This window comes from Streptomyces sp. NPDC001634 (assembly GCF_040298185.1).
Classification (GTDB): Bacteria; Actinomycetota; Actinomycetes; order Streptomycetales; family Streptomycetaceae; genus Streptomyces.
This window is the reverse complement of the sequence record NZ_JBEOZU010000004.1, coordinates 1-21,677: the sequence shown is the minus strand read 5'-3', so window position 1 is coordinate 21,677 and position 21,677 is coordinate 1. Positions and strand designations below refer to the sequence as shown.

General features: G+C 69.9%; 21 protein-coding genes, 6 tRNA genes and 2 pseudogenes. 12 read left to right on the top strand and 17 right to left on the bottom strand.

Going from position 1 to position 21,677, the window contains the following annotated elements:
• Positions 1–7 precede the first annotated feature (7 nt).
• The 7 genes from ABT186_RS03595 to ABT186_RS03565 form a co-directional block, all read right to left on the bottom strand.
• On the bottom strand, positions 8–2,746 hold the full coding sequence (locus tag ABT186_RS03595; protein WP_351923415.1) for an exo-rhamnogalacturonan lyase family protein: 2,739 nt from the start codon (positions 2,744–2,746) through the stop codon (positions 8–10).
• A gap of 98 nt (positions 2,747–2,844) precedes the next feature.
• Positions 2,845–3,441, bottom strand: coding sequence for a hypothetical protein (locus tag ABT186_RS03590; protein WP_351225307.1), 597 nt, complete (start codon positions 3,439–3,441; stop codon positions 2,845–2,847).
• 1 nt (position 3,442) lies between these two features.
• The gene (locus ABT186_RS03585; protein ID WP_351923413.1) at positions 3,443–4,312 is read right to left on the bottom strand and encodes a carbohydrate ABC transporter permease; all 870 of its coding nucleotides are present in this window, start codon (positions 4,310–4,312) and stop codon (positions 3,443–3,445) included.
• Entirely contained in the window at positions 4,309–5,277 is a 969-nt protein-coding gene (locus ABT186_RS03580) for a carbohydrate ABC transporter permease (RefSeq protein WP_351923411.1), read from the bottom strand. The genes ABT186_RS03585 and ABT186_RS03580 overlap by 4 nt, the downstream gene beginning before the upstream one ends.
• The gene (locus tag ABT186_RS03575) at positions 5,277–6,563 is read right to left on the bottom strand and encodes an ABC transporter substrate-binding protein (protein WP_351923409.1); all 1,287 of its coding nucleotides are present in this window, start codon (positions 6,561–6,563) and stop codon (positions 5,277–5,279) included. The genes ABT186_RS03580 and ABT186_RS03575 overlap by 1 nt, the downstream gene beginning before the upstream one ends.
• 1,300 nt (positions 6,564–7,863) lie before the next feature.
• Positions 7,864–7,935: transfer RNA gene (locus tag ABT186_RS03570), tRNA-Val, on the bottom strand.
• Positions 7,936–7,989: 54 nt separating this feature from the next.
• Entirely contained in the window at positions 7,990–8,427 is a 438-nt protein-coding gene (locus ABT186_RS03565; RefSeq protein ID WP_351225299.1) for a TIGR02611 family protein, read from the bottom strand.
• Between the two features lie 191 nt (positions 8,428–8,618).
• Here ABT186_RS03565 and ABT186_RS03560 point away from each other — a divergent pair, with 191 nt between their 5' ends.
• Both ABT186_RS03560 and ABT186_RS03555 read left to right on the top strand, forming a co-directional pair.
• Positions 8,619–9,032, top strand: a complete 414-nt coding sequence (locus tag ABT186_RS03560; RefSeq protein ID WP_003959770.1) for an SsgA family sporulation/cell division regulator — start codon at positions 8,619–8,621, stop codon at positions 9,030–9,032.
• A 305-nt stretch (positions 9,033–9,337) separates the two neighbouring features.
• A complete protein-coding gene (locus ABT186_RS03555) occupies positions 9,338–9,895 on the top strand; it encodes a CGNR zinc finger domain-containing protein (RefSeq protein ID WP_351225297.1) in 558 nt (185 codons plus the stop codon).
• A gap of 152 nt (positions 9,896–10,047) precedes the next feature.
• On the opposite strand, the gene ABT186_RS03550 is transcribed toward ABT186_RS03555, so the two are convergent.
• The gene (locus tag ABT186_RS03550) at positions 10,048–10,200 is read right to left on the bottom strand and encodes a hypothetical protein (RefSeq protein ID WP_189785967.1); all 153 of its coding nucleotides are present in this window, start codon (positions 10,198–10,200) and stop codon (positions 10,048–10,050) included.
• Between the two features lie 171 nt (positions 10,201–10,371).
• Entirely contained in the window at positions 10,372–10,821 is a 450-nt protein-coding gene (locus ABT186_RS03545) for a hypothetical protein (RefSeq protein ID WP_351225295.1), read from the bottom strand.
• Between the two features lie 234 nt (positions 10,822–11,055).
• Between ABT186_RS03545 and ABT186_RS03540 the strand changes: the two genes are divergently transcribed.
• The gene (locus ABT186_RS03540) at positions 11,056–11,577 is read left to right on the top strand and encodes a DsbA family protein (RefSeq protein WP_351225293.1); all 522 of its coding nucleotides are present in this window, start codon (positions 11,056–11,058) and stop codon (positions 11,575–11,577) included.
• Between the two features lie 131 nt (positions 11,578–11,708).
• On the opposite strand, the gene ABT186_RS03535 is transcribed toward ABT186_RS03540, so the two are convergent.
• From ABT186_RS03535 to ABT186_RS03525, 3 genes are all read right to left on the bottom strand, one after another.
• The gene (locus ABT186_RS03535) at positions 11,709–12,533 is read right to left on the bottom strand and encodes a GNAT family N-acetyltransferase (RefSeq protein WP_351225291.1); all 825 of its coding nucleotides are present in this window, start codon (positions 12,531–12,533) and stop codon (positions 11,709–11,711) included.
• A gap of 77 nt (positions 12,534–12,610) precedes the next feature.
• Positions 12,611–13,432 carry an aminotransferase class IV gene (locus ABT186_RS03530; protein ID WP_351225289.1) on the bottom strand — a complete coding sequence of 274 codons (822 nt, stop codon included), beginning with the start codon at positions 13,430–13,432 and terminating at the stop codon, positions 12,611–12,613.
• A 176-nt stretch (positions 13,433–13,608) separates the two neighbouring features.
• Entirely contained in the window at positions 13,609–14,655 is a 1,047-nt protein-coding gene (locus tag ABT186_RS03525) for a chorismate-binding protein (RefSeq protein ID WP_351923407.1), read from the bottom strand.
• A gap of 177 nt (positions 14,656–14,832) precedes the next feature.
• Here ABT186_RS03525 and ABT186_RS03520 point away from each other — a divergent pair.
• The 6 genes and pseudogenes from ABT186_RS03520 to ABT186_RS47895 all read left to right on the top strand — a co-directional run.
• A tRNA-Gly gene (locus tag ABT186_RS03520) sits at positions 14,833–14,905 on the top strand.
• Positions 14,906–14,944: 39 nt separating this feature from the next.
• Positions 14,945–15,018: transfer RNA gene (locus tag ABT186_RS03515), tRNA-Cys, on the top strand.
• Position 15,019: 1 nt separating this feature from the next.
• A tRNA-Val gene (locus tag ABT186_RS03510) sits at positions 15,020–15,091 on the top strand.
• Between the two features lie 53 nt (positions 15,092–15,144).
• Positions 15,145–15,216, top strand: a tRNA-Val gene (locus ABT186_RS03505).
• 36 nt (positions 15,217–15,252) lie between these two features.
• Positions 15,253–15,324 (top strand) — tRNA-Val (locus ABT186_RS03500).
• Between the two features lie 67 nt (positions 15,325–15,391).
• Positions 15,392–15,624: pseudogene (locus ABT186_RS47895) on the top strand (IS30 family transposase); the annotation flags it as partial.
• A 90-nt stretch (positions 15,625–15,714) separates the two neighbouring features.
• Here the strand turns inward: ABT186_RS47895 and ABT186_RS03495 are convergent.
• Entirely contained in the window at positions 15,715–15,912 is a 198-nt protein-coding gene (locus tag ABT186_RS03495; protein ID WP_351225285.1) for a hypothetical protein, read from the bottom strand.
• Between the two features lie 445 nt (positions 15,913–16,357).
• On the opposite strand from ABT186_RS03495, the gene ABT186_RS03490 reads away from it, so the two are divergent.
• Complete coding sequence (locus ABT186_RS03490) at positions 16,358–17,122, top strand: MBL fold metallo-hydrolase (RefSeq protein ID WP_351225283.1); 765 nt, start codon at positions 16,358–16,360, stop codon at positions 17,120–17,122.
• Between the two features lie 548 nt (positions 17,123–17,670).
• Positions 17,671–17,931 (top strand): annotated as a pseudogene (locus ABT186_RS03485) (IS30 family transposase); the annotation flags it as partial.
• Positions 17,932–18,014: 83 nt separating this feature from the next.
• Here the strand turns inward: ABT186_RS03485 and ABT186_RS03480 are convergent.
• From ABT186_RS03480 to ABT186_RS03465, 4 genes are all read right to left on the bottom strand, one after another.
• Positions 18,015–18,302, bottom strand: a complete 288-nt coding sequence (locus tag ABT186_RS03480; protein ID WP_351225281.1) for a TFIIB-type zinc ribbon-containing protein — start codon at positions 18,300–18,302, stop codon at positions 18,015–18,017.
• A gap of 74 nt (positions 18,303–18,376) precedes the next feature.
• The gene (locus ABT186_RS03475; protein ID WP_351225279.1) at positions 18,377–19,270 is read right to left on the bottom strand and encodes a phosphotransferase family protein; all 894 of its coding nucleotides are present in this window, start codon (positions 19,268–19,270) and stop codon (positions 18,377–18,379) included.
• A gap of 442 nt (positions 19,271–19,712) precedes the next feature.
• On the bottom strand, positions 19,713–19,919 hold the full coding sequence (locus ABT186_RS03470) for a hypothetical protein (RefSeq protein ID WP_351923405.1): 207 nt from the start codon (positions 19,917–19,919) through the stop codon (positions 19,713–19,715).
• A 199-nt stretch (positions 19,920–20,118) separates the two neighbouring features.
• Entirely contained in the window at positions 20,119–20,394 is a 276-nt protein-coding gene (locus ABT186_RS03465; protein WP_351225275.1) for a DUF8836 family protein, read from the bottom strand.
• 196 nt (positions 20,395–20,590) lie between these two features.
• On the opposite strand from ABT186_RS03465, the gene ABT186_RS03460 reads away from it, so the two are divergent.
• The coding region (locus ABT186_RS03460) for a serine/threonine-protein kinase (RefSeq protein ID WP_351923501.1) at positions 20,591–21,677 on the top strand (1,087 nt) is incomplete at its 3' end.

The following is a 21,677-nucleotide window of genomic DNA, read 5'->3' as shown; positions in this document are numbered from 1 at the left end:
GAGGCGGTTACGACGGCATCCTGTCCCCCAGCAGCGCCAGGTTCTCGATGGCGGCGAGCCCGTACAGCGCGGTGTCGTTGGTGTACACCCAGTTGGCCTCGCTGCCCGGGACGAGCGTGACCGGGCCGCTCAGCTCCTCCGTCTTCCAGGGCAGGGACTCGCTGTAGCCGTCGGAGCTGTAGAACTTCGTCCACGCGCGCTTGGCAAGCGTGTCGTCCCCGGTCTGGACGGCCGCGTACGCGTCGAGCCGCGAGTGGCCCTGGAACAGCAGCAGCGTGCCGAAGTCGGAGCCGTACCGCGCCTTCTGCTCCGCCTTGGTGGCGTTGAAGTAGCGGCAGTAGTCGAGGTAGGCCTCCTTGAACCTGGGCATGTCGACCAGGTCGATCAGTTCCGCGCACAGCTCGCCCAGGCCGAAGACCGCCGACAGGTGCGAGACCGCGACAACGGGTTTGGACGCGACGGCGAACCTGCCGGTGTCGAGGTCGTAGAGCCCGCTGCCCTGGACGAAGCCGTTGGGCTGGGCGGCGATCGTCTCCATCGTGGAAAGCACGCGCGCCTTGGCCTTCTCCCACTTGGGGCCCTTGCGTTCCCATTCGGTGAGCCACGCCGACACGAGTCCGCTCCAGTCGGTGCCGAAGCCGATGGACAGCGCGTGCGGGTCGGGCGTGTAGGGGTCGGTGCGCACCTTCCGCTGCGGGTCGAGCACGAGGAACGTCTCGTCGGAGTCGACGTTGGCGTGCATGAGGTCGCCGACGCGTTCGTCGCCGGTGAGGAAGTAGTAGTAGCGCCGGTAGGTGGTGTTGGCGATGCGCTGCTGCTTGGCGCTGTCGCCGAAGTGCTGCACACCGTGCCGGGTGCCGAGGCCCGCCCACTGGCCGAGGTGGTAGACGTCGACCTCGCCGGTGTGGCGGGTCAGGGCCTCGGCGAAGCGGAAGATGTCCGCCCGGCCCGAGCGGATGTACGCGAACCACAGCCACAGGTCGGGCGAGAGCTCGGAGTTGTCCCAGGCATAGCCTCCGACGTCGTAGCGCCACTGGTGCCGGACCGGGTCGTACGAGTGCATGATGTCGCCGTAGTCCCAGAAGCCGTACCAGCGGCGCATCTCCACCTGCTGCTTGTAGTAGGTGAAGAGGAAGTCCAGGTGGTCCTCGATCCTGGCCTTGGCCGGAGTGGAGCGGTCGGGCTCGGAGTAGAGGCCGGGGCCGAAGACCTTGGCCTTGATGAGCTGCCCCGGCGGGGCGGCGAGCTGCGGCAGCACACGGACGGCCTCGATCTGCTGGGCGAGCTCCTCGGGCGTGGGCGTCGAGTCGTTGGCCCAGAACAGGAGTTCGGAGGTGCGGGCGATGCCGTAGGGGGTGCCGAACTTGGGCTCGTAGTCCTCGTAGGTGATGTTGAGGCCTTCGAGCTGCTTCGCGTATGTGTCCTGGCCCATGCCGTCGTGGTAGAAGCGCAGGTCCATGGGCTGCGCCTCGGGCGACCAGAGCCAGAGCGTGGCCTCGGCCTCGTCGGTGTGGGCGTCGCGGATGTCGAGCTGGGCCGGGAACTTCTCCCAGAAGTCCCTGAGGCCGAAGGAGAATCCGCCGCTCGGCCCGCCGACGTAGCCGAAGCCGGCGGCCCGCTTGCCGCCGCCCGCGGCGATCCAGCCGTACCCCTTCTTGGTGCGCTTGCGCAGGGTGAAGCCATCGGCGGAGAGCTGGGCGAGCGTGTAGTCGCCCCACTGGGGGATGTACTGCAGCCTGGTCGTCACCCGCTGGTCCCAGGTCGACGGGTCGGGCAGTTTCTGGCCCGCGAACTGCGCCGCCTGCACGGCCGCTCCCGGATCGCGGCGCAACCCGGTGATGCCCTGCACTGCCTCCCGCAGCAGACCCGTGGCGTCGCCACCGATGCGGACATGGCGGTCGTACGCGGCGTCCCGCATCGGCACGCCGAAGCGGACGCCGAGCCCTCGGATGAAGTCGCCGCTCGCCTTGCCGGGCTCCTGGGTGCCGTCGTACGTGATGGTGTGCACCATGCGGAAGGAGTCGGCGCCCGCGTAGAAGTAGAGCCGGATGGAGAAGGGCAGCCAGCTGCGGTCGCCCTTGCGGTGCTTGCCGTCGATCCGGACCACGGCTCGGACCGGGCCCTCCTGTTCGACGGTGACCTCGGAGATGGCGCTCTCGAAGCGCTCGGTCTTCACCGTGCCCTGGTCCTCGTCCTCGATCTCCGGCTGGCGGATGAGGACGAGGCGGCCGTTCCTGGCGATCTCGGTGGAACCGCGGGTCACGGACTTCACCAGCGTGGACCCGGACTTGCCGATCTTGGCGGTGATGACTCCGGTCGATATGTCGATCGTGCCGCCGCTCCTGTCGACGGTGACCTTCTTGTCGGGCGCGGCGGGCGTGCCGGCGGCGAGGGTGAGTTTGCCGGAGCCCGAACCGACCGCATGCGCAGTCCATTTGAGGGAGCCGTCCGGCCAGTACGCGAGCGGCCAGGACTGCACGGGTACGGTCTTGCCGGCCGCGTCCGTGAGCGCGAACGTCTGGTCCTCCTGGTACGCGCCCTTCGGCCAGGGCACACCGACCGTGGAGCCGGGGGCGGCGCCGAGTCCGCCGTCCTCCAGCCAGTCCAGGGTCACGGGATCCGCGACGGCGGCCTCGGCTCTCGGCTCGGCCTGCGCGTCCTTCGCCCCCAGCGCCCAGCTGAACTGGGCGGCGGCTCCGGCGACGGCGGCGGCCTTGAGGAGGGACCTGCGGGGGATGGGAGACATGTCCTTTCCTTTCCGTGCGGGTCGTGCAGAGAGGTCAGGGGCATGACAGAGAGAGGTGCGGCACCCAGGGCGCCGACCTGGTCAGGGGGTACCGCGGGTCAGCGGCGGCGGTGACGCTCCTCGACGGCGACGGCGGCCGCCGCGACGGCCCCGAGGACGGGGACCGCGAGCGGCGCAGTGAACATCGCGGAACAGAGCACGACGGCCAGTCCGCCGACGAGCAGGAAGGACCCGGCCGGGTCGAGGACGGTCCGGCGGGCGGCAGCCGCGAGCAGGACACGCCACGAGGCGCCCGGTGTCCAGGCCGCAGCCGCGCGCAGCCCCGCGACGGCCCCGCCGATCAGGGCGAAGAGCCCGACGGCACCGACCAGCGGGCCACCGGGCAGCCCGGCACGCACCGCCTGGACGTCCACCCACACCGCGACAGCCGCCGCCCATCCGGCGAGCCCGACGAGCCAGCCCCGGCGCACGGCCGCGGCGAAATCCGCGGCGAACTCCCGCAGGCCGCCGCCCTCATGGGCCGTACGCCGGCGCAGATGCCGGGCGCCGGCGGCGAAGGCGGCGGGATAGGTGACGAGCGGCAGCGAGGCCACGGCGATCCACACCCCGGTGAGCAGACACTCGGCAAAAAGGGCGAACCTCTCGGCGAGGACGGACTCCCTGCGGGGCTTGGGGCGCACTTGGTGGGTGGCCATGTCAGCCCTTCAGTCCGGAGGTCGCCATACCGTCGATGAGGTACCGCTGGAACGCCAGGAAGAAGAGCAGCACGGGCAGCAGCGCGACCAGGGACATCGCGATCATGCCGCCGTAGTTGGCGACGCCCTCCTGGTCGCGGAACATCATCATGCCGAGCGACACGGTGTACTTGCCGGGCTCGTTGAGGTAGATCAACGGGCCCATGAAGTCGTTCCAGGCGTTGATGAAGGTGAAGATGGCGCTGGTGGTGAGGGCCGGGCGGCACAACGGCAGCACGATCGACCAGTAGATCCGGAGGTGCCCACAGCCGTCGAGCCGCGCCGCCTCGTCCAGTTCCCTGGGCAGGTTCCGCATGAACTGCACCATCAGGAAGACGAAGAACGCGTCGGTGGCCAGGTACTTGCCGATGAGCAGCGGGACGTAGGTGTTGATCAGCTCCATCTTCTGGAACATCACGTACTGCGGGATCAGCAGCACGTGGTACGGCAGCAGGAGCGTGCCGATCATCAGCGAGAACAGCAGGTTCCGCCCCGCGAACCGGATGCGCGCGAAGGCGTATGCGGTCAGCGAGCAGGAGATCAGGACGCCGACGACCGCGCCGAGCGCGTAGAAGAGGGAGTTCTGGAAGAAGGTCAGGACGGAGATGTCGGCGATGCCGTCGGCGAGTCCCGTGAAGTTGGCCAGGACGGGCTTCGGCGGGAACAGCTCCAGACTGCCGATGATGTCCTTGCTCGGCTTGAACGAGGCGCCGATGACCCAGACGACCGGGTAGAGGACGACCGCGAGGACGGCCAGGGCGCCGAGGTGCCAGGCGAGCGAGCCGGTCCGCCTGCGGCCGAGGGCCAGGGGTTTCGTCGTGGTCGAGCTCATCGGACGTCCTCCTCGTAGTGCACCCACCGCTTCTGCGACCAGAAGAGGACGGCCGTCACCAGAGCCACGGCGAGCAGCAGCATCCAGGCCATCGCGGAGGCGAAGCCCATCTGGGCCTCCTTGAAGCCCTTCTGGTACAGGTAGCAGGTGTAGACGAGCGTGGCGTCGGCCGGTCCGCAGGTCGCGTTCGAGACGACGTACGCCGAGCCGAAGATCTGGAAGGAGTGGATGGTCTCAAGGAGGACGTTGAAGAAGAGGACCGGGGAGATCATCGGCAGGGTGATGTTCCAGAACCGCCGGAGGGGCCCCGCGCCGTCCACCTCGGCGGCCTCGTAGAGCTCCTTCGGTACCTGCTTGAGCCCGGCCAGGAAGATCACCATGGGCGCGCCGAACTGCCAGACCGTGAGGGCGACCAGGCTGTAGAGCACCCAGTCGGGGTTGCCGACCCAGCCGCCCACATGGAGTCCGAACACCGACTGCGTGCGGTCCACGATCGCGTCGTCGGAGAAGAGGGCCCGCCAGACGAATCCGACGGAGACGCTCGCGCCGATCAGCGAGGGAGCATAGAACGCGGCTCGGTAGAAGGCCTGTCCACGGCGGCTCTGGGCGAGCAGCAGAGCCACACCGAGGGCGAGGAGCAGCTTGAGCGGTGTGCCGATGACGACGTACTTGGCGGTCACCTCCACCGACTTCTGCCACCGCGGGTCGTCGAACATCTTGGTGAAGTTGTCGACGCCTACCCACTTCGGTGAATTGAAGAGGTTGTAGTCGGTGAACGCGAAGTAGAGGGAGGCGACCATCGGGCCCGCGGTCAGCAGCAGGAAGCCCGCGATCCACGGGGACATGAACAGATAACCGGCGAGGTTCTCCCTGCGGCCCCGCCGCTTTACGGCGGCGGGGCCGGCGGAACGTATCTCCGGGGCGTTCGCCGGAGTGTCCTTGACGAGCGTCACGGCGGTTCCCATCAGGCGGAGAAGGCGGACTGCGCCTCGGAGAAGAACTGCTTGACCGCGTCGGAGACCTTGGTCTTGCCCTGAGACATGTCACCGCCGATGCGCAGGAAGGCGGACTCGACGGTGTCGGCGCCGGACGGGTGCGGGGTGATCGTGCCGAGGACGCCTGCCTTCGCGGTGTCGTCCTCGTACTGGGCGATCTCCTTGTTCACCGCGTCGGTAGGCTTGAACGCCTCGTACTGCTCCTTGCTCGCCAGGATCCCGCGGTCATAGCCCATGATCTTGCCGACCTCCGGGTCGTGGACCATGAAGTCGATGAACTGGGCCACTTCCTTGGGGTGCGAGGTGCGGGCCGAGGCGCTGAGCATCAGCGAGGCGAGGTACTGGCCCGTCTGCTTGCCGTCCGTTGTCGGGATCGGGGCGAGGCCGTAGGTGCTGGTGCCCTCGGCGGTGTAGCGGACGGTGAAGTTGTCCCAGGTGAACTCGGAGGCCCCGTGCCCCGCGGTCACCGAGGACTTGGGCTTGTCCTGCTCGACGCGTTTGGGGTCGGTGACGATGCCGGCCTTGACGCGGTTGTAGCCGTCCGTCCACCACTCCGTCAGATCGGACTGGTCGAAGCCGAGTCCGTCCTTGGTGAAGAACGCCTTGCTGTGCTGGCGGAGGTAGAGGTCGTAGAGGTACATGATGCTGAAGTAGCCGGTGTCGCCCGGGACCCCGGTCTTGCCCTTGATCGTCTTCAGCGCCTTGAAGTACTCGTCCCAGGTCCAGCCCGCACGCGGGTCGATGCCGGCCTTGTCGAAGACCTTCTTGTCGATGACCAGTGCCATGGTGTTGGAGCCGACGGGAATCCCGAGCTGCTTTCCGTCGACCTCGCCCACCTTGGTGACGTCGGCACGGAAGTTGTCCAGGCTCAAATTCCCGGCGTCCACCTGGGACTTGAGGTCGAGCAGAACACCTCTCTTGTCGTACTTCCGAAGAAATGCGACGGCATTCTGGAATACGTCCGGGGGATTTCCGCCCGCCGCCTGGGTCTGGAACTTCTCCCAAAAGGCCACGTAATCCTGGAAGTCCGTCTTGACCTTGACCTTCGGGTACTTCTTTTCGAAGAGCTTGATGGACTGGTTGATCCTCTTCGCGCGCTCGTCGGCACCCCACCAGGCGTAGCGGATCGTGACCGCCCCGTCCCCCGTGCCGCTGTTCCCGCCACAGCCGGTCGCCGTGGCCAGCCCCAGCGCGGCCACCGAGGCACCGGCCGCCTTCAGGACCGTCCGTCGCTCGACTTTCCCGTTCTCACGCATGATCAGGCCTCCTCGCGCCAGGGCGCCAGCCGTTCGTGAATCGTTTCAAGTAAGCGCTTGCTGGCACAAGGTACGGAGGCCCTCCGGGCACGTCAATGATTCGGACAGGAATTGATGGGACGGGGTTGGGCGGCGGGGGTGGCCTCCGGGGCCGGGGGCGAGCTGCGCGAGGCGGAGAGTGCGCAGGTCGGGCGGGTGGACGAGGGGAGAGCCGGGGGGACGAGGGGAGAGCGGGGGTGGGGTGGGCGTTGAGGATGGCGGCGGGCATGTGGGGGTGTCCGGCGTGGGGTGGACGGGTGAGTGGGTGGGGCCGCGGGACGGCGGTGCGGGGTGCTGGTGAGCGGGTCGGGTTGGCGCGGAGCCCTCCGGGCTGGGGCCGTTCTCCGGGGAATCGACCGCCCGCCGGGCATCCTGAGGTCCGTCGGCCGGCACACTCCTCCAGCGCTGCGACCAGCGGCGTATCGGTGGGGCGTGGCAGGCCCGGCCCACGGGCGACGTGCGTTCACGCGCACGAGCATGGGCCGCCGGGGCGAGCTGCGCGGGGCCTTGGGCAGCCGCACCCGAGCCGTTCGCTCCGCGGCGTACCCGCGCGCGGGACATGCCGCGCCCGGCCCGTGGACAGCGAACAGTCACACGCGCGAGCAAGAGCCGCCGAGGGGGCCTGCCGCGGGCCCGGGGCAGGCGCACCCCCAGCCCGGTCAATCCGCGACGCACCCACGCACCGGATGCCGCCCGACCCGCTCAGGACCAGCGGGCACGCGCGGCAGCAGAGCCCGCCGACGGCGACCTGCCCCGGGGCAGCCGCACCCCCAACCCGGTCAATCCGCGACGCACCCACGCACGGGAATGCCACCCCGACCCGCCCACGACCAGCGGTAACACGCGGAAGCAGAGCCCGCCGACGGCGCCCCACCCCAGACCTGGGGCAGCCGCACCCCAGCTCCTTCAGCCACCGGCGTACCCACGCGCAAGCATGCCGCCCCCGACCCTCAACCAGCCGCCCCCCACCCTCAACCAGCGGTCACACACGCAGGCAAAGCCCGCCGATGGCGCCCCAACCGAGCTCTCCGCAGCCGCACCCCAACCCGTTCACTCCGCGGCGGCAGGAGCGTTCAACGGCATCCTGCAGAGGTCTGTGACAGCCGTCCCCGGCCCTTCGACCAGCGGCGCGCCGACAGGACGTGCGACGACCGCTCCGCCTTCCCTGCCCGCAGTCGGGTCACACGCAAATCCGTGGGGGTACACGACGAGGGCGGCGGGTGCTCGCGTTGTCCGCGGATACCCGCCGCCCTCGTTGCTGTGGGCGATACTGGGATCGAACCAGTGACCTCTTCGGTGTGAACGAAGCGCTCTCCCGCTGAGCTAATCGCCCGGGCGCAGGAAGAACATTACCCCATGTCAGGGGATGCCTCCGACCAGTACCGGATCACTCTTCCCTGATGTTCCAGGGCGTCACAAGGCCGAACTTCCAGAGGTAGACGCCGACGAGAGTGGCCGCGATCGCCGTACCGGCCGTCGTCAGGATGATGTTGCGGCGGCGCACCTTGGGGTCGAGCGCGCGCTGGGTCGCCTCGGTGACCTTGCGCTTCGTCCAGCGGAGCACCAGCTGGGCCCAGACGAACTCGGTCGCCCAGATCGCCATACCGGCGAAGATCACCAGCCAGCCCGGGCCGGGCAGGGGAAGCATGATCACGCCGGCGACGACGACCGCGAGGCCGACCACGAATACGCCCACCTGCCAGCTGAGATGCAGTGCCCGTCGCGCCTTGATGAATTGCGGCGCCCTGGAACCGAGTGCCCACTCGGCCCTCGATTCCTCAGCGACCACAGCGGCCTCACCCCGCTCGTCACTCCCCGTATTCATACGGCGCGATCCTACCGGAGAGAAACCAGTCACCGGAATGGCCGTATCGGGCGAACGATGTCTCGGCCGGATGAGCTACGTAAAGACAGGCAAAACACTCAGAGGGGTTTACAACGGCATCGTAGGTGGCATGTCGATTTCGCCGACGTGCGAATCCCCGAGCGCACACTGAGCGAAAGGCCTTGGCGCTTATGAACACCACGGTCAGCTGCGAGCTGCACCTGCGCCTCGTTGTGTCGAGCGAGTCCTCACTCCCTGTTCCCGCAGGACTGCGGTATGACACGGCCGATCCCTACGCCGTGCACGCCACCTTCCACACCGGAGCCGAGGAGACCGTCGAGTGGGTGTTCGCCCGCGACCTCCTCGCAGAGGGCCTGCATCGGCCCACAGGGACGGGAGACGTCCGCGTCTGGCCGTCCCGCAGTCATGGTCAGGGCGTTGTTTGCATCGCGCTGAGCTCCCCTGAGGGCGAGGCCCTCCTCGAGGCCCCGGCGCGGGCCCTGGAATCGTTTCTGAAGCGGACGGATGCCGCGGTGCCGCCCGGCACCGAGCATCGCCATTTCGATCTCGACACAGAGCTCTCCCACATCCTGGCGGAGAGCTAGCGCAAGACCCTCAAGCCGCCCGGCGCCGTCCACTCGGGGAGACGGCTCGGGCCAGGACAACCGCATACGGCACACCCGGGCGCCGCCGCCGCGATCTCTCGTGGAGGCGGCGCCCGGGTGCGTACGGAGGGTGACGATGGTGATCCGGCTTGTGATGGGCACCACCTCTCGGATGCCACTGAGCCTCAGCGGTTGTCACGAGATGATCCGTCTTGACCTGTGGCCGTCCCGTGGCGGCGGTGAGCCGCTAGGCTCGGCCAGCATCGGCGGGCGCCCGCCCGACCCCCCAGGCCAGGGAGCGACACGTGCTGATCACCCATGACACCCGGTGCGCGCTCGACCTCGTGGTGGATCTGGTGAACACCACACCCGAGGGCGACGAGACGGACGGCCTCCCGGATGTCGCCGCCCTCGGCGATTTCGTGCACCGGCACGACATGAGCGATGTCGGCGTCCTGTCGGAGTTCGACCTCTCGGCTGTACGCAAGATCCGCGGGCGGTTCGCCGCGGTTTTCGCCGCGACGGACGCCCGGACCGCGGCCGGGCTGATCAACGAGCTGGTCGCGGCGGCGGGGACCACACCCCGGCTGACCGACCACGACGGCTACGACTGGCATGTGCACTACTTCGCGCCCGGCGCTTCCGTCGCCGATCACATTGCCGCGGACTGCGGTATGGCGCTGGCATTCTTCGTGGTGGCCGGGGAACAGGAGCGGCTGCGCCGCTGCGAGGCGCCCGACTGCCGGCGCGCCTTCATCGACCTCTCCCGCAACCGCTCCCGCCGCTACTGCGACAGCCGCACCTGCGGAAACCGGCTTCACGTGGCCGCGTACCGGGCACGCCGGAAGGAAGCGGCGGGCTGAATGTGGAGCCCGGCCCCCGGGGGTCTGGTCAGGTCCCCTCGCTCGACTTGGCCGAGGTGCCGTACGAGCCGGTGTGGACACCCCTTCGTCGCGATCCGGTGGTGGGGCTGACGGAGCCCTCGGCGGGTGGCGCCAGGGGCTCCGCATACGGCTCAGAGCATCAGCAGGTCGTGCAGTGATGCCATGAGCAGCAGGCAGCCGATCACCGCAAGGAAGATCATCAGCGGTGGCTGGGAAAGCGCGAAGAGACAACCCCGGCGCTCCTCGGGAGGAGCAGCGGTGTCGCTCTGGGTTGTGTCCAGCATCTCGCCGCGATGATGGCGCAGCTGACAGCCGCCACGCGATCAACACGCCCGGAATGCCCGGGAGTTCGCCAATATCCGCGCCGTACGGAACGAAGATGATCTCGGTATGCGCTCCCTTGATCGCCCTTGATCACCGCGCGCCATCAGCCGGCGCTGTGTCGTTTCAAACCGTCATATGCCGTGCTTCTTGAGGATGGCCTCGATGTCGCTGAAGTCGTCCGTGGAGGCGGGCGTCCGGGGCTTGGCCGTGGGCCGGACCGCAGGGCTGCCCGCGGCGCCCAGCGCGGGCGCGGAAGAGGTCGAAGGAGCCACCGCATCGCTACTCTGCGCGGTCTTCGCCGCCTTGCGCTCCTTGCGGGTCCCGCCGCCCCGGCGCTCCACGGCCCGGGTGGTCGCGAACAGCACCCAGGCGGCACCGAGCACGCCGAAGCCCGCCCATGCCGTGGGGCTGAACGCCGTGTCGGACAGCCAGCCCACGACGCCCGTCATCACCAGGCCGACGGGCACGAGTGCGTACGCGGCGATGCGGGCCGCGGCGCGGAAGCGCTTGCGATAGGCCGTGACCGCGGCAATGCCCAGGCCGGCCGCGGAGACGGCGGAACAGACTGTCTCGGCAATCATCCGGTCCTCCAGGCGGAGATCGGTCGGGCAGGGTCGGTTCGTCCCTTCCATCCTGCACCGCTCGGCGCCCCATATGCCACGGTCCGACCGGACCTCAGGGACATCTCCGGGTCAGCTCCTCCTCAGGGTGCGGCCCCGTCTCCACCCGTGACACCACAGGTCCGGGTCACGCCTCCACCCCGGCTGCGAAGGTCCCGTTTGGGGCGCGTCCGCGGTGCTGGGAGACTGGTGACCATGAGTGACTCCTCTCCCGCCCCCACTGCCGTCCCCGTCCTGGACGTCTGGTGCGAACTCCAGTGCCCCGACTGCCGCGGCGCCCTCGACGACCTGCGCGCGCTGCGCGCCCGCTACGGCGACCGGCTGGAGCTGCGGCTGCGGCACTTCCCGCTGGACAAGCACCAGCACTCCTTCGCCGCCGCGCAGGCCGCCGAGGAGGCGCTGGAGCAGGGGCAGGGCTGGCCGTACGTCGAGGCCGTGCTCGGCCGGGTCGAGGAACTGGACCGCAAGGGAGAGGCGTTCCTGGTCGAGGTGGCCCGCGAACTCGGTCTGGACGCCGAGGAGTTCGACACGGCGCTGATCGACGGTCGGCACATCCTGATCGTCGACGCCGACCAGGCCGAGGGCAAGGCGATCGGTGTGACCGGCACCCCGACGTACGTCATCGGCGGCGAACGTCTGGACGGCGGCAAGAGCCAGGAGGGACTGCGCGAGCGCATCGAGGAGATCGCGGACCGGCTTCTGGCCGACGGGGCCTGAGGCTCAGACCGGTCTCCCCGTACAACCTGAGGCTCAGACCGGTCTCCCCGTACAACCTGAGGCTCAGACCGGTCTCCCCGTACAACCTGAGGCTCAGACCGGTCTCCCCGTACAAGGAGCGGGCCCGAGGCTCAGGTCAGCTCCTTGTACAGGTGATACTCGGTCGTCTCGTACCCCAGCGAGGCGTAGAGCCGTTCGGCCGGGGTGTTGCCCGCGAAGACATTGAGGGCGATGTCGTTCTTGCCGCCCTCGGTCGCCTGTGCCTCCGCAAGCAGCATCAGCGCGCGCCCGTGACCGCGGCCCCGCTGCTGCGCCCGTATCTCGATCTTGAGCACGAACGCCGTCTCGGGCCACAGGGCAAGCCACAGGGTGCCGACCGGGCTCCCCTCGTGTTCCAGGACGCTGATCAGGGTGTTCTCGGTCGCCAGGCCGTCCGGCAGATACCGGGCGTACCCCTGGTCCGCCTTGGCGTAGGCCTCGGTCTCGGGCACACCCCGCTCGATGAGGTCTCGCGCGAAGTCGTCCCGCTCGTAGGCCAGCCACGGCCCGTACTCGGTCTCGGTCATGGGCCGGGCGACGCTGCCGGCGGGCAGTCGGGGCGGGGTGTCGTCCAGGCGCTTTGCCATGTTCCTGTTGCGCAGGACGTACCCGAGTGCCGTGACGAGCCTCAGGGCCGCCTCGGCGTCCCCGGGCACCGACACCTCGATGCGCTTGCAGCCCCAGCCGCGCGCGATCTCCTCGGAGGCGAGCGCGGCCACTGTGCCCCGGCCCCTTCTGCGATCCGGCTCTTCGATGCGCAGGTCTTCGATACGGGCCACGGAGGGCCCGTACTCGGAGTGGGTGGACAGGCGCAGGCCGCCCACCGGACGGCCGTTCACGCACACCTGGTAGCGCCGTGAACGCGTCCCGTCCGCGTGGTGCTGAAGCGGCTCGACCGGCCGCAGGGTCGTGGTCATCAGGGGTGTTCTACCCCGAGTCGAGCCGCGGGTCAGCAGATTATCCGCGGATTGCGGGCCGAGCGATCATGCGGCGCTCAGGGGTCGAGGTCGTCCCCTGAGCGCTCGTCGAAGACCCGCATGGCCTTGGCGGTCACCGGGCCTGGCGCGCCCGGCAGTTCGCGCCCGCCGACACGGTGCACGGACTGGATGTCGCGCAGTGTGGAGGTGAGGAAGACCTCCTCGGCGCGTTCCAGGACGTCCAGCGGCAGGTCGGTCTCCTTGGCCCCGGTCCACTCGACGGTGAGCGCGCGCGTGATGCCCGCGAGGCAGCCGGAGGCGAGCGGCGGGGTGTGGATCTCGCCGTCGAGGACGACGAAGACATTGGATCCCGTGCCCTCGCAGAGCTGTCCGACCGTGTTGGCGAACAGCGCTTCGGAGGCGCCGTGTTGGGAGGCGCGGGCGAGGGCGACGACGTTCTCGGCGTACGACGTGGTCTTGAGGCCGGTCAGCGCGCCGCGTTCGTTGCGGGTCCAGGGCACGGTGATCACGGCGGTGGAGTCGGGGCGCCGGGTGGTCTCACCGAGGGCGACCACGAGGGTGGGACCGTGGTCGCCGCGGTCGGAACCGAGCGGTCCGTGGCCGCCGGTGTAGGTGATGCGCAGGCGCCCGAGGGGCATCGGGTTGGCTTCCAGGACAGCGGCGCATGCGCGGCGGACCTCGTCGAGGTCGGGGTCCGGAAGGCCCAGGCCGCGCGCCGAGCGGGTGAGCCGGTCGAGGTGGCGGGTGAGCGCGAACGGCCGTCCTTCGACGGCCTTGACGGTCTCGAAGATGCCGTCGCCGACGGTCAGTCCGTGGTCGAAGACGGAGACGCGGGCGGACTCGATGTCCTGCAGCCCGCCGTCGAGCCAGAGCTTCACTGGTCATTACCTCGCAAGATGGTGGCGGAAGCGTCCTCCGACGCATCGGTCCGGCCGGGGGTCCGGCCCGCAGCAGGGCCGTGCTCCGAGCCCGCGGCAGGGCCGTGGCCCGAACCCGCGGCAGGGCCATGGCCGGGCGCGCCGTCCTCCGGTCGGGGCACGGCACGTGAGCCGGTTCATGCCGCTCCCCTGTCCTGGTACTCCCCCGACGCTACCGCGAGCAGCCGGGCGGCCTTCAGCTCGGTCTCGTACCACTCTCTCTCGGGGTCGGAACCCCAGGTGATGCCGGCGCCGGCGCCGAAGCGCAGGACCGCCTGGTCCGTGGTGGTGCGGTCGATCCAGAAGGTGCGGATGCCGACGGCCAGCTGCCCCACCCGCCGGTCCGCGTCGACCCAGCCGATGCCGCCGCAGTAGGGGCCGCGGGGCGCGGTCTCCAGGGCATCGATGATCCGCAGGGCGCTGGACTTGGGGGCGCCGGTGATCGAACCGGCCGGGAAGGTGGCGGCGAGCAGTTCCGGCCAGCCGGCGTCCGGCCGCAGTTCGCCGCGGACCGTGGACACGAGGTGGACCAGGCCGGGGTGCTTCTCGACGGCGCACAGATCGGGGACGGTCACGCTCCCGGTGACGCAGACGCGCCCGAGGTCGTTGCGGACCAGGTCCACGATCATCACGTTCTCGGCGTAGTCCTTCTCCAACAGGTCCGCCTCGGTACGGCCGGTGCCCTTGATCGGGCCGGAGTCGACGACCCCTCCGTCGCGGCGCAGGAAGAGCTCGGGAGACGCGGTGGCGATCTCCACTCCGTGCTCCGGCAGACGAATCGTTCCTGCGTACGGGGCCGGATTGCCGCGCGCCAGCACGGCGGTCAGGGCGTCCATGTCGGCGTCGGGTGCTATCGGGGCGGAGAGCACACGGCAGAGGTTCACCTGGTAGACCTCGCCGGTCGCGATGAGTTCGCGGATCCGCCGTACCCCGGCCGTGTACGCGGCGCGGTCGAGCGAGGACGTCCAGTCACCGGCCGCCGGTCCCTGCCATCGGCCCGGCACGGGTGCGGGCACGGGCTCTTTTCGTACGTCCCTGAAGCGGGCGCAGGTCAGACGTCCCTCGTAGTCCGCGCACACGGCCCAGAAGCCGCTGGAGTCGAGGGCCGCGGGGTCGCTGGTGACGTCGAGGAGACCGGTGGCGACGCGGTCGCCGAAACGGGCGAGAGGAGGGAGGTCGAGCACGGGGTCGAGTCTAGGGCGGGTGTCCTTCGGGTGGCCCGGTCGTGTCCTCACGGTGCCCCGACGATGTCCCTGACCAGGCGCAGGGCAGCACGCTGCACAAACGCGTTTTTGTGCTGGCCCGGGAATCCGCTAGAGTTCAACACGTCGCCGGGACGCGGGAGCGGACCGAAACGACAAGCGGACGTAGCTCAGTTGGTAGAGCGCAACCTTGCCAAGGTTGAGGTCGCGAGTTCGAGCCTCGTCGTCCGCTCGAAGGAACCAGGGGATCTTCCCGAGCCCCTGCACTCCTGGTGGAGTGGCCGAGAGGCGAGGCAACGGCCTGCAAAGCCGTCTACACGGGTTCAAATCCCGTCTCCACCTCCAAGGACGATTAGCTCAGCGGGAGAGCGCTTCCCTGACACGGAAGAGGTCACTGGTTCAATCCCAGTATCGTCCACTGGTCCCCACGGACCGCGACCCGCGAGGGTCTGTATGATTCGCAAGGATCCCGCGCGATTAGCTCAGCGGGAGAGCGCTTCCCTGACACGGAAGAGGTCACTGGTTCAATCCCAGTATCGCGCACGCAGTGTCCACGATCTTCGGATCGTGGATTCCCAAGGACGATTAGCTCAGCGGGAGAGCGCTTCCCTGACACGGAAGAGGTCACTGGTTCAATCCCAGTATCGTCCACACACCTAAGCCCTCGGCCCTGCTTCAGTTCTAGTGGTCGTTGCAACACCCCGGTTCAAGGGGTGCGATGGACTTCGAGATCCGCAAGAACCGGATGGCCGGGGCAGGAAGCGGGAAGCGGCCCGGATCGTCGGGATCAACCTCCGCACGGGCAAGAAGTGGCGCAACGGCCAGCACTCGCCCGGCAAGGGCCTCAAGGCGGTTCCTCCGATCTACCAGGACCACGGGCAAACGCCCGCAGCTCCGCAGGAGTCGCAGGAACCGCCCGCTCGTCCGTCGCGGTACCTCCAGCAGAACGATGCCGGTGGCGATGCCTTCGACTCGATGTGGGCCGGGCTTGCCGATGGTCAGGACCGGGGAGGAGGCCGGTTCGAGGGCGACGTTACGTGCCTAAACGTTGCCTGGCGACTGACGTCTCGCATCGGAGCGGCGGACGGTCCGGCTCATCAGCTCGCCGAGCCACTCGCGGGTGCCCCTGACGAAGCGGCGCGAGACCGCCGAGCGCGAGGTCGAAGAGCCGGGCTCGCCGGTCGGCTCGAGCGCCGTCTCGTAGCGCCGGGTCGAGAGTCCGGCGAGCATCGTCTCCACGGTCCGCTCCTTGAGCACGTCCTCGGATGCGAACAGCTCCCAGGTGCGGAGCTTCGCCTCCTCGCCCGCGGTCGTCCGGGCCCTGGGTCGGCGGGCCTTGACCTTGCGCCCCCGAGCACCACCTTGGCCTGCCGGGCGCCGTGGCGCTTCGCGCCTCGCTCCGGGTCGTGCTTGCCCTTCGGGCCGCAGAGGCGGATCAGCTTCTCCTCGATCAGCTCGTCCATGACCCGAAGGCGGCGTTCGGGACCACCTCCTGGCCGGGGCGGTCACCTTGATGCAAGATCCGGGCCAACTCGCCCTGCGGACGGCCGATCAGCGGATGACCTGAACGTCGGCGACAACGTCTTTCACCTCAATCACAACATCGCGCCCAGCGGGCGCTGAAAGCGATGAATTTGGCTGCGGATCGCAGTCTCAGCACTCTAATCAACCGATTGGAGTGGAGATGGGCAAGCTGAATCAGGTGGCCGACGGCGTCTGGGTCCGGCAGAGCGAGTGGGTCTGGACCAATTCCATCGCGGTGCGCGGGGAGGATGGGTTGATCCTGATCGATCCCGGCATCGATGGCTCCGAGTTGAACCAATTCGCCGATGACGTGGACCGGCTCGGCATTCCGGTGGTCGCCGGGTTCTCCACCCATCCCCACTGGGACCACCTGCTCTGGCATCCCCGGTTCGGCGACGTGCCGCGCTATGCCACCCCCGCAGCCGCCCACGTTGCCAGTCAAGCCCGAGAGCGGGCGCAGGCGATGGCGGCGGAGAGCGCGTCCGGCATCCCTCTCGACCTGGTCGCGCTAGTCACCCCGCTGCCCGCGGACGGCGGGGTGGTGCCGGGCGAGATCATCGAGCATCAGGCGCACGCTGTCGGCCACGCCGCGGTCCTCCTCGCGGACCGTGGCGTCCTGCTCGCCGGCGACATGCTCTCCGACGTCCTGATCCCGCTCTTCGACGTTCGCCAAGACGATCAGGTGGGAGCCTACGAGGCCGCGCTCGACCGGCTGGGTGAGGCCGCCGGGCACGTCGATGTCGTGGTCCCCGGCCACGGCGCCGTTGCCGAAGGTCCCGAGGTGGCGGCCCGCCTCGCCGCCGATCATGCCTACATCGACGCGCTCCGGCGAGGAGAGGAACCGGTCGACGCGCGTCTCGGGCCGCATGCAGACTGGCTTTCCGGCCCCCACCAGTCGAACCTGGAGCAGGCCGGAGGGCCGTAGGGCCCGGGGGTCCCTGGCGGGTCTGCCGGATCGACACCCTGACCAAGCTGGTCGGCTCGATGGCGGTCCCGCCGGGAGACCTCCTCGACGGCATCTGCTGGGTGCCTGCAGTGGCACCAGAGCCGGTCGGGTCGTTTACCTTCGGCTCTCCGTCCGACTGCGGACCTGGCCCTGTTCGGAAGGTGGGCGTCCCGGCTCCTCCTGGACTCGCGCGGTGACAACTGCGCCGGTCCCGGCAACCGATCTGGAGACCGGTGGTCCCAGGACAAGCCGCCACCCGGAGCCACTTCGCAACGCCTGATCCTCACAAACCATCCGCGAACTGGGGCCAGTTGGATTCGCCTTGATGGGCCGCTGAACGCCGCCCCAGCCAGTCGGTGCCGTGTGAGGATGCGGGTTCTCAGGAGCGCGAAGGACGCTCGGCCGTACATGCTTCTCTTGAGGAGCTTGACTCTGCAGACGGCGCATGATCCACCCGCTGATGGTGCGTGGACTGGGGGACGGAGGCAGCGCCGGGACGGCTGTGCCGTCACGCAGGGTGCGCCCGGGACCAGGGCTCGGAAATGGCCGCCCACCGGGCCTTCACCATGGCCACCGACATCCCGGTCTACTTCTGCAACCCGGCAAGCCCCTGGCAGCGCGGGTCGAACGAGAACACGAACGGGTTGCTACGGTAGTACTTCCCCAAGGGCACCGACCTGGCCGTCCACCCGCCCGAGCACCTGGAGGCCGTGGCCGCCGAACTCGACAGCCGCCCACGCACAACGCTCGGCTGGGAAACCCCAGCCGAGCGCCTCGCTAAGCTACTGGATCCCGCCAGCCGACCAGCAGTGTTGCAACGACCCCTCGAATTCGCCCTGTGGCCGGGGGCTTCTTCGTGGGCCGAGTGGGCTCAGCTGGAGAACAGCATGTGGCCGAAGCTCTTGTGGCGGTGGTGGTCGTAGTGTCCGTGGCCTCCGTGGTGGCCGCCGTGCGGGGCACCCCACGCGGGAGCGGCCGGGTAGGCCCCCGGGGCGGGCGGGGCCGGCGGCGCGGGCTGCGCCCACTGGGCCTCCAGGCGGGTGAGCGCCTCCAACTCCCCGTAGTCCAGGAAGATGCCGCGGCAGCCGCTGCACTGTTCGATCTGGACGCCGTTGCGGTTGTACGTGTGCATCGGCGCATGACACTTCGGACACTGCATGGTCGGCTCAACTCCTCGCCGGTCGGTGGTGCTTCGCCAGGGAGGGACTCGCTCCCGGCCTGGCCGGTTGCAGCCTACGTCGCACGTCCTTGCGTCAACTGCGGCGGAATGGTGCCCATTCGGACACAGGTGTCGACCACCGTTTGCTCCACCTCGTCCAAGGGACGGTCCGCGGCGACGGACTTGGCGATGGCAAGGGCCGCCGTCTGCACGGTGAGGGCGCGGGCCGGAACGTCGAGCGCGGGCCAGGGGTCGCCGGCGGCGGGGACGGCGGGGCCACCGGCCTTCCGGTACGCGGTGAGGAAGCGGGTCCACTCGTCGGGCGGGAGCAGGCCGCAGGCGTACCAGGCGGCCGGGCGGGCCAGGTCCCAGGCGGGCTCGCCCACGCCGAGGTCGTCGATGTCGATGAGCCGCCAGGGGCCCCAGTCCGCGGGATGACGTACGAGCTGGCCGAGGTGGAGGTCGCCGTGGCAGAGGGTCCCCGAGGGGGGCGCGGGGGCCTCGGCGCGGGCCCAGGCGGGGAGGGCGGCCCAGGCGCGGAGGACGGGCTCGGCGGCGGGGTGGGGGCCGGCCGCACGGAGGCGCCCCATCGCACGGGCCGCCTTGGCGGGGCCTCGCATGGGTGGGAGGCCGACGGGAGCAGGGGCCAGGTGCAGCCGGGCGAGGAGGGTGGCGGCCTCCTCCCAGGGGGCGGCCTCAGGGGTGCCGGGGTCCACGGGGGTGCCGTACGGCCAGAAGGTCACGAGGCGGCCGTGGAGGTCGACGGGGCTCGGGTGGAGCGGGGCGAGGAGGGTGCCGGGGAGTCGGGCGGCGGTGGTGAGGCGCAGGGAGAGTTCGGCGGGGTCGGTGCCGGGGGCGTGGGCCTTGGCCACCGTATCGGCGTGGCGGACTACGGTCGCGTCTGCGCGGTCGGCGAGGACGGTGTCGGAGGTCGGGCAGTGGCAGTCCCTGCCGGGGGGCGTGTGCACCGCGGCACATACTTTTGCGGCAAGCGCGGGCAGTAGTGCGTTCACGGTTCCCCTTGGGTGAGTGCGGCTGTGTCGGGGAGCGTACGTGGTCGGGTGACCGGTGTTTGAGCTGTAGCCGGTACTGGGGCCGGCCGGGGTGGGTTTCGCTTGCCGGCGCCGGGCGGATGCCGCTGCACCCCCATCCCCAAGCTCTTGGCTTCGCTCGAGCAGGGGACCCCCATCGCCCCAGCGGCAGGACTGCCCGCAGCCACGGCGACCGACGTCTGGCGGGCGCCGCCCCAGCCGCACGGATGCCCGCGGGTAGGACACCCGACGCAAAAACAACGCCCGCGCAGCTCCCCAGCTGCGCGGGCGTTTGTGCCGTCCGCCGCACCCCCGTCCCCACGGGGTTTCATGGGTGGATGTCCCCGCCCGGACCGCTCTTCCGGGCCTGGGGCGCCGCTCAGCGCCCCAGCATCACGCCCACGGACGACGCTTGTGTGACCACTGCATCCCAGCCGCCGAAGGCGTACACGAGCAGGGCCGCCAGGGGGAGGACCATCACGGTCGCCACCAGCGGGTGGCGGCGGCCCGGGCGGCGGTTGCCGAACGCGGCGTACACCCTGCGTCCCTGCGTGCGGATCAGCATCCGCGGTGCCGTCTGGGCCATGGTCCCTCTCCTGACCGTTGTGTTGTTGTCCTTGGCAGCGGCGGGTGTCTGACCTCGGGGGACGAGTGCTGCACCCGCCGCTTGACCTCAAATCTAGGCTCGGGGAGGGCCGGGGTCGTCATGCCCTCGTATCGATTGCCTGGCCTCCCGGAGGATGAGCGATGACCTGCGGCGTACTCCCCTGGGTGGAGACGAGGTCCTAGGTCTCAGGGTCTTCCCGGAGGGGACGCCCGGAGTGCCCCTTCTGCTCCGAGCCGTCCTCCCGCGGAACCGGCTGCTCCACCAGCGCGAGCACCCGGTTCGCCATGAAGCGGGCCGTCCGCACCACGGTCCCGCTGCGGGTGACTTCGCTCACTTCCACGACTCCCCTGCGCACCGCCGTCTCCACTCGGCGGCCCGCCCTGCTCGCCACCACCTCGTACGTGCGCGTCGTGTCCCCGGCGTCCACGACTATCTCCACGCGATCACCCTTCACGGGTTCAATCCCCCTTCCGCTGTGGGTGGTTGGGATCACAGGCGGCGCACGGCCGTCCTGTTCGCATCCCTCCTGACCACCTTTCAAGTCTCCCACCCGGCACTGACAATCGATCGGGGCGAGAGGGCGCGGCCTCTGCGCGCACCCGGCCGTGGAAACGTAAGCTGTGGCTCGTCAAACGGACCGGGCAGCGGGGATGGACATGGCGATGATGCGCCTGAGGCGTGAGGACCCGCGTGTCGTCGGCTCGTTCAGGCTTCACCGGCGGCTCGGCGCGGGCGGGATGGGCGTCGTCTACCTGGGTTCCGACAAGCGGGGTCAGCGGGTCGCGCTGAAGGTGATCCGGCCGGATCTGGCGGAGGATCAGGAGTTCCGGTCGCGGTTCGCACGTGAGGTCTCGGCGGCACGGCGGATCCGCGGCGGGTGTACGGCACGGCTCGTGGCCGCCGACCTGGAGGCGGACCGTCCATGGTTCGCCACTCAGTACGTCCCCGGACCCTCCCTGCACGACAAGGTCGCCGAGGAGGGGGCCCTCACGGCCGCCGACGTTGCGGCCGTGGGCGCCGCCCTGTCCGAGGGGCTGGTGGCGGTGCACGAGGCCGGCGTCGTCCACCGCGATCTCAAGCCGTCCAACATCCTGCTGTCCCCGAAGGGACCGCGGATCATCGACTTCGGCATCGCCTGGGCGACCGGTGCCTCGACGCTCACGCACGTCGGCACGGCCGTCGGGTCGCCCGGCTTCCTCGCCCCCGAGCAGGTGCGCGGAGCCGCCGTCACCCCGGCCACGGACGTGTTCTCGCTGGGCGCCACGCTGGCGTACGCGGCGACCGGTGACTCACCGTTCGGGCACGGCAGTTCCGAGGTGATGCTCTACCGGGTGGTGCACGAGGAGCCCCAGCTGCACGGCGTGCCGGACGCCCTGGCCCCGCTCGTCCGCGCCTGCCTGGCGAAGGACCCCGAGGAGCGGCCCAGCACCCTCCAACTCTCGCTCCGGCTCAAGGAGATCGCGGCCCGGGAGGCCCAGGGGCTCACGGAGGTACGGCCGTCCGCCCAGCGGGGCGGGCCGGACCGGCCGTCGGGGCGCCTGGCGGAGCAGTACGCCGAGCAGCGCACCGTACGGCGTGCGCAGGGGCCGGGTACTCCCCCGCCCCGCAGCAACGGCTCACGGCCGGGGGCGCGCCCGACGGCGGCCCAGCGCAACACGAGCCGTTCCGGGGCCCGGCCCGCGCCGCGCAGCGGCACCGGGCGGCCGGCCCCGCGGACCACCGGGACCGGGCGGCGCC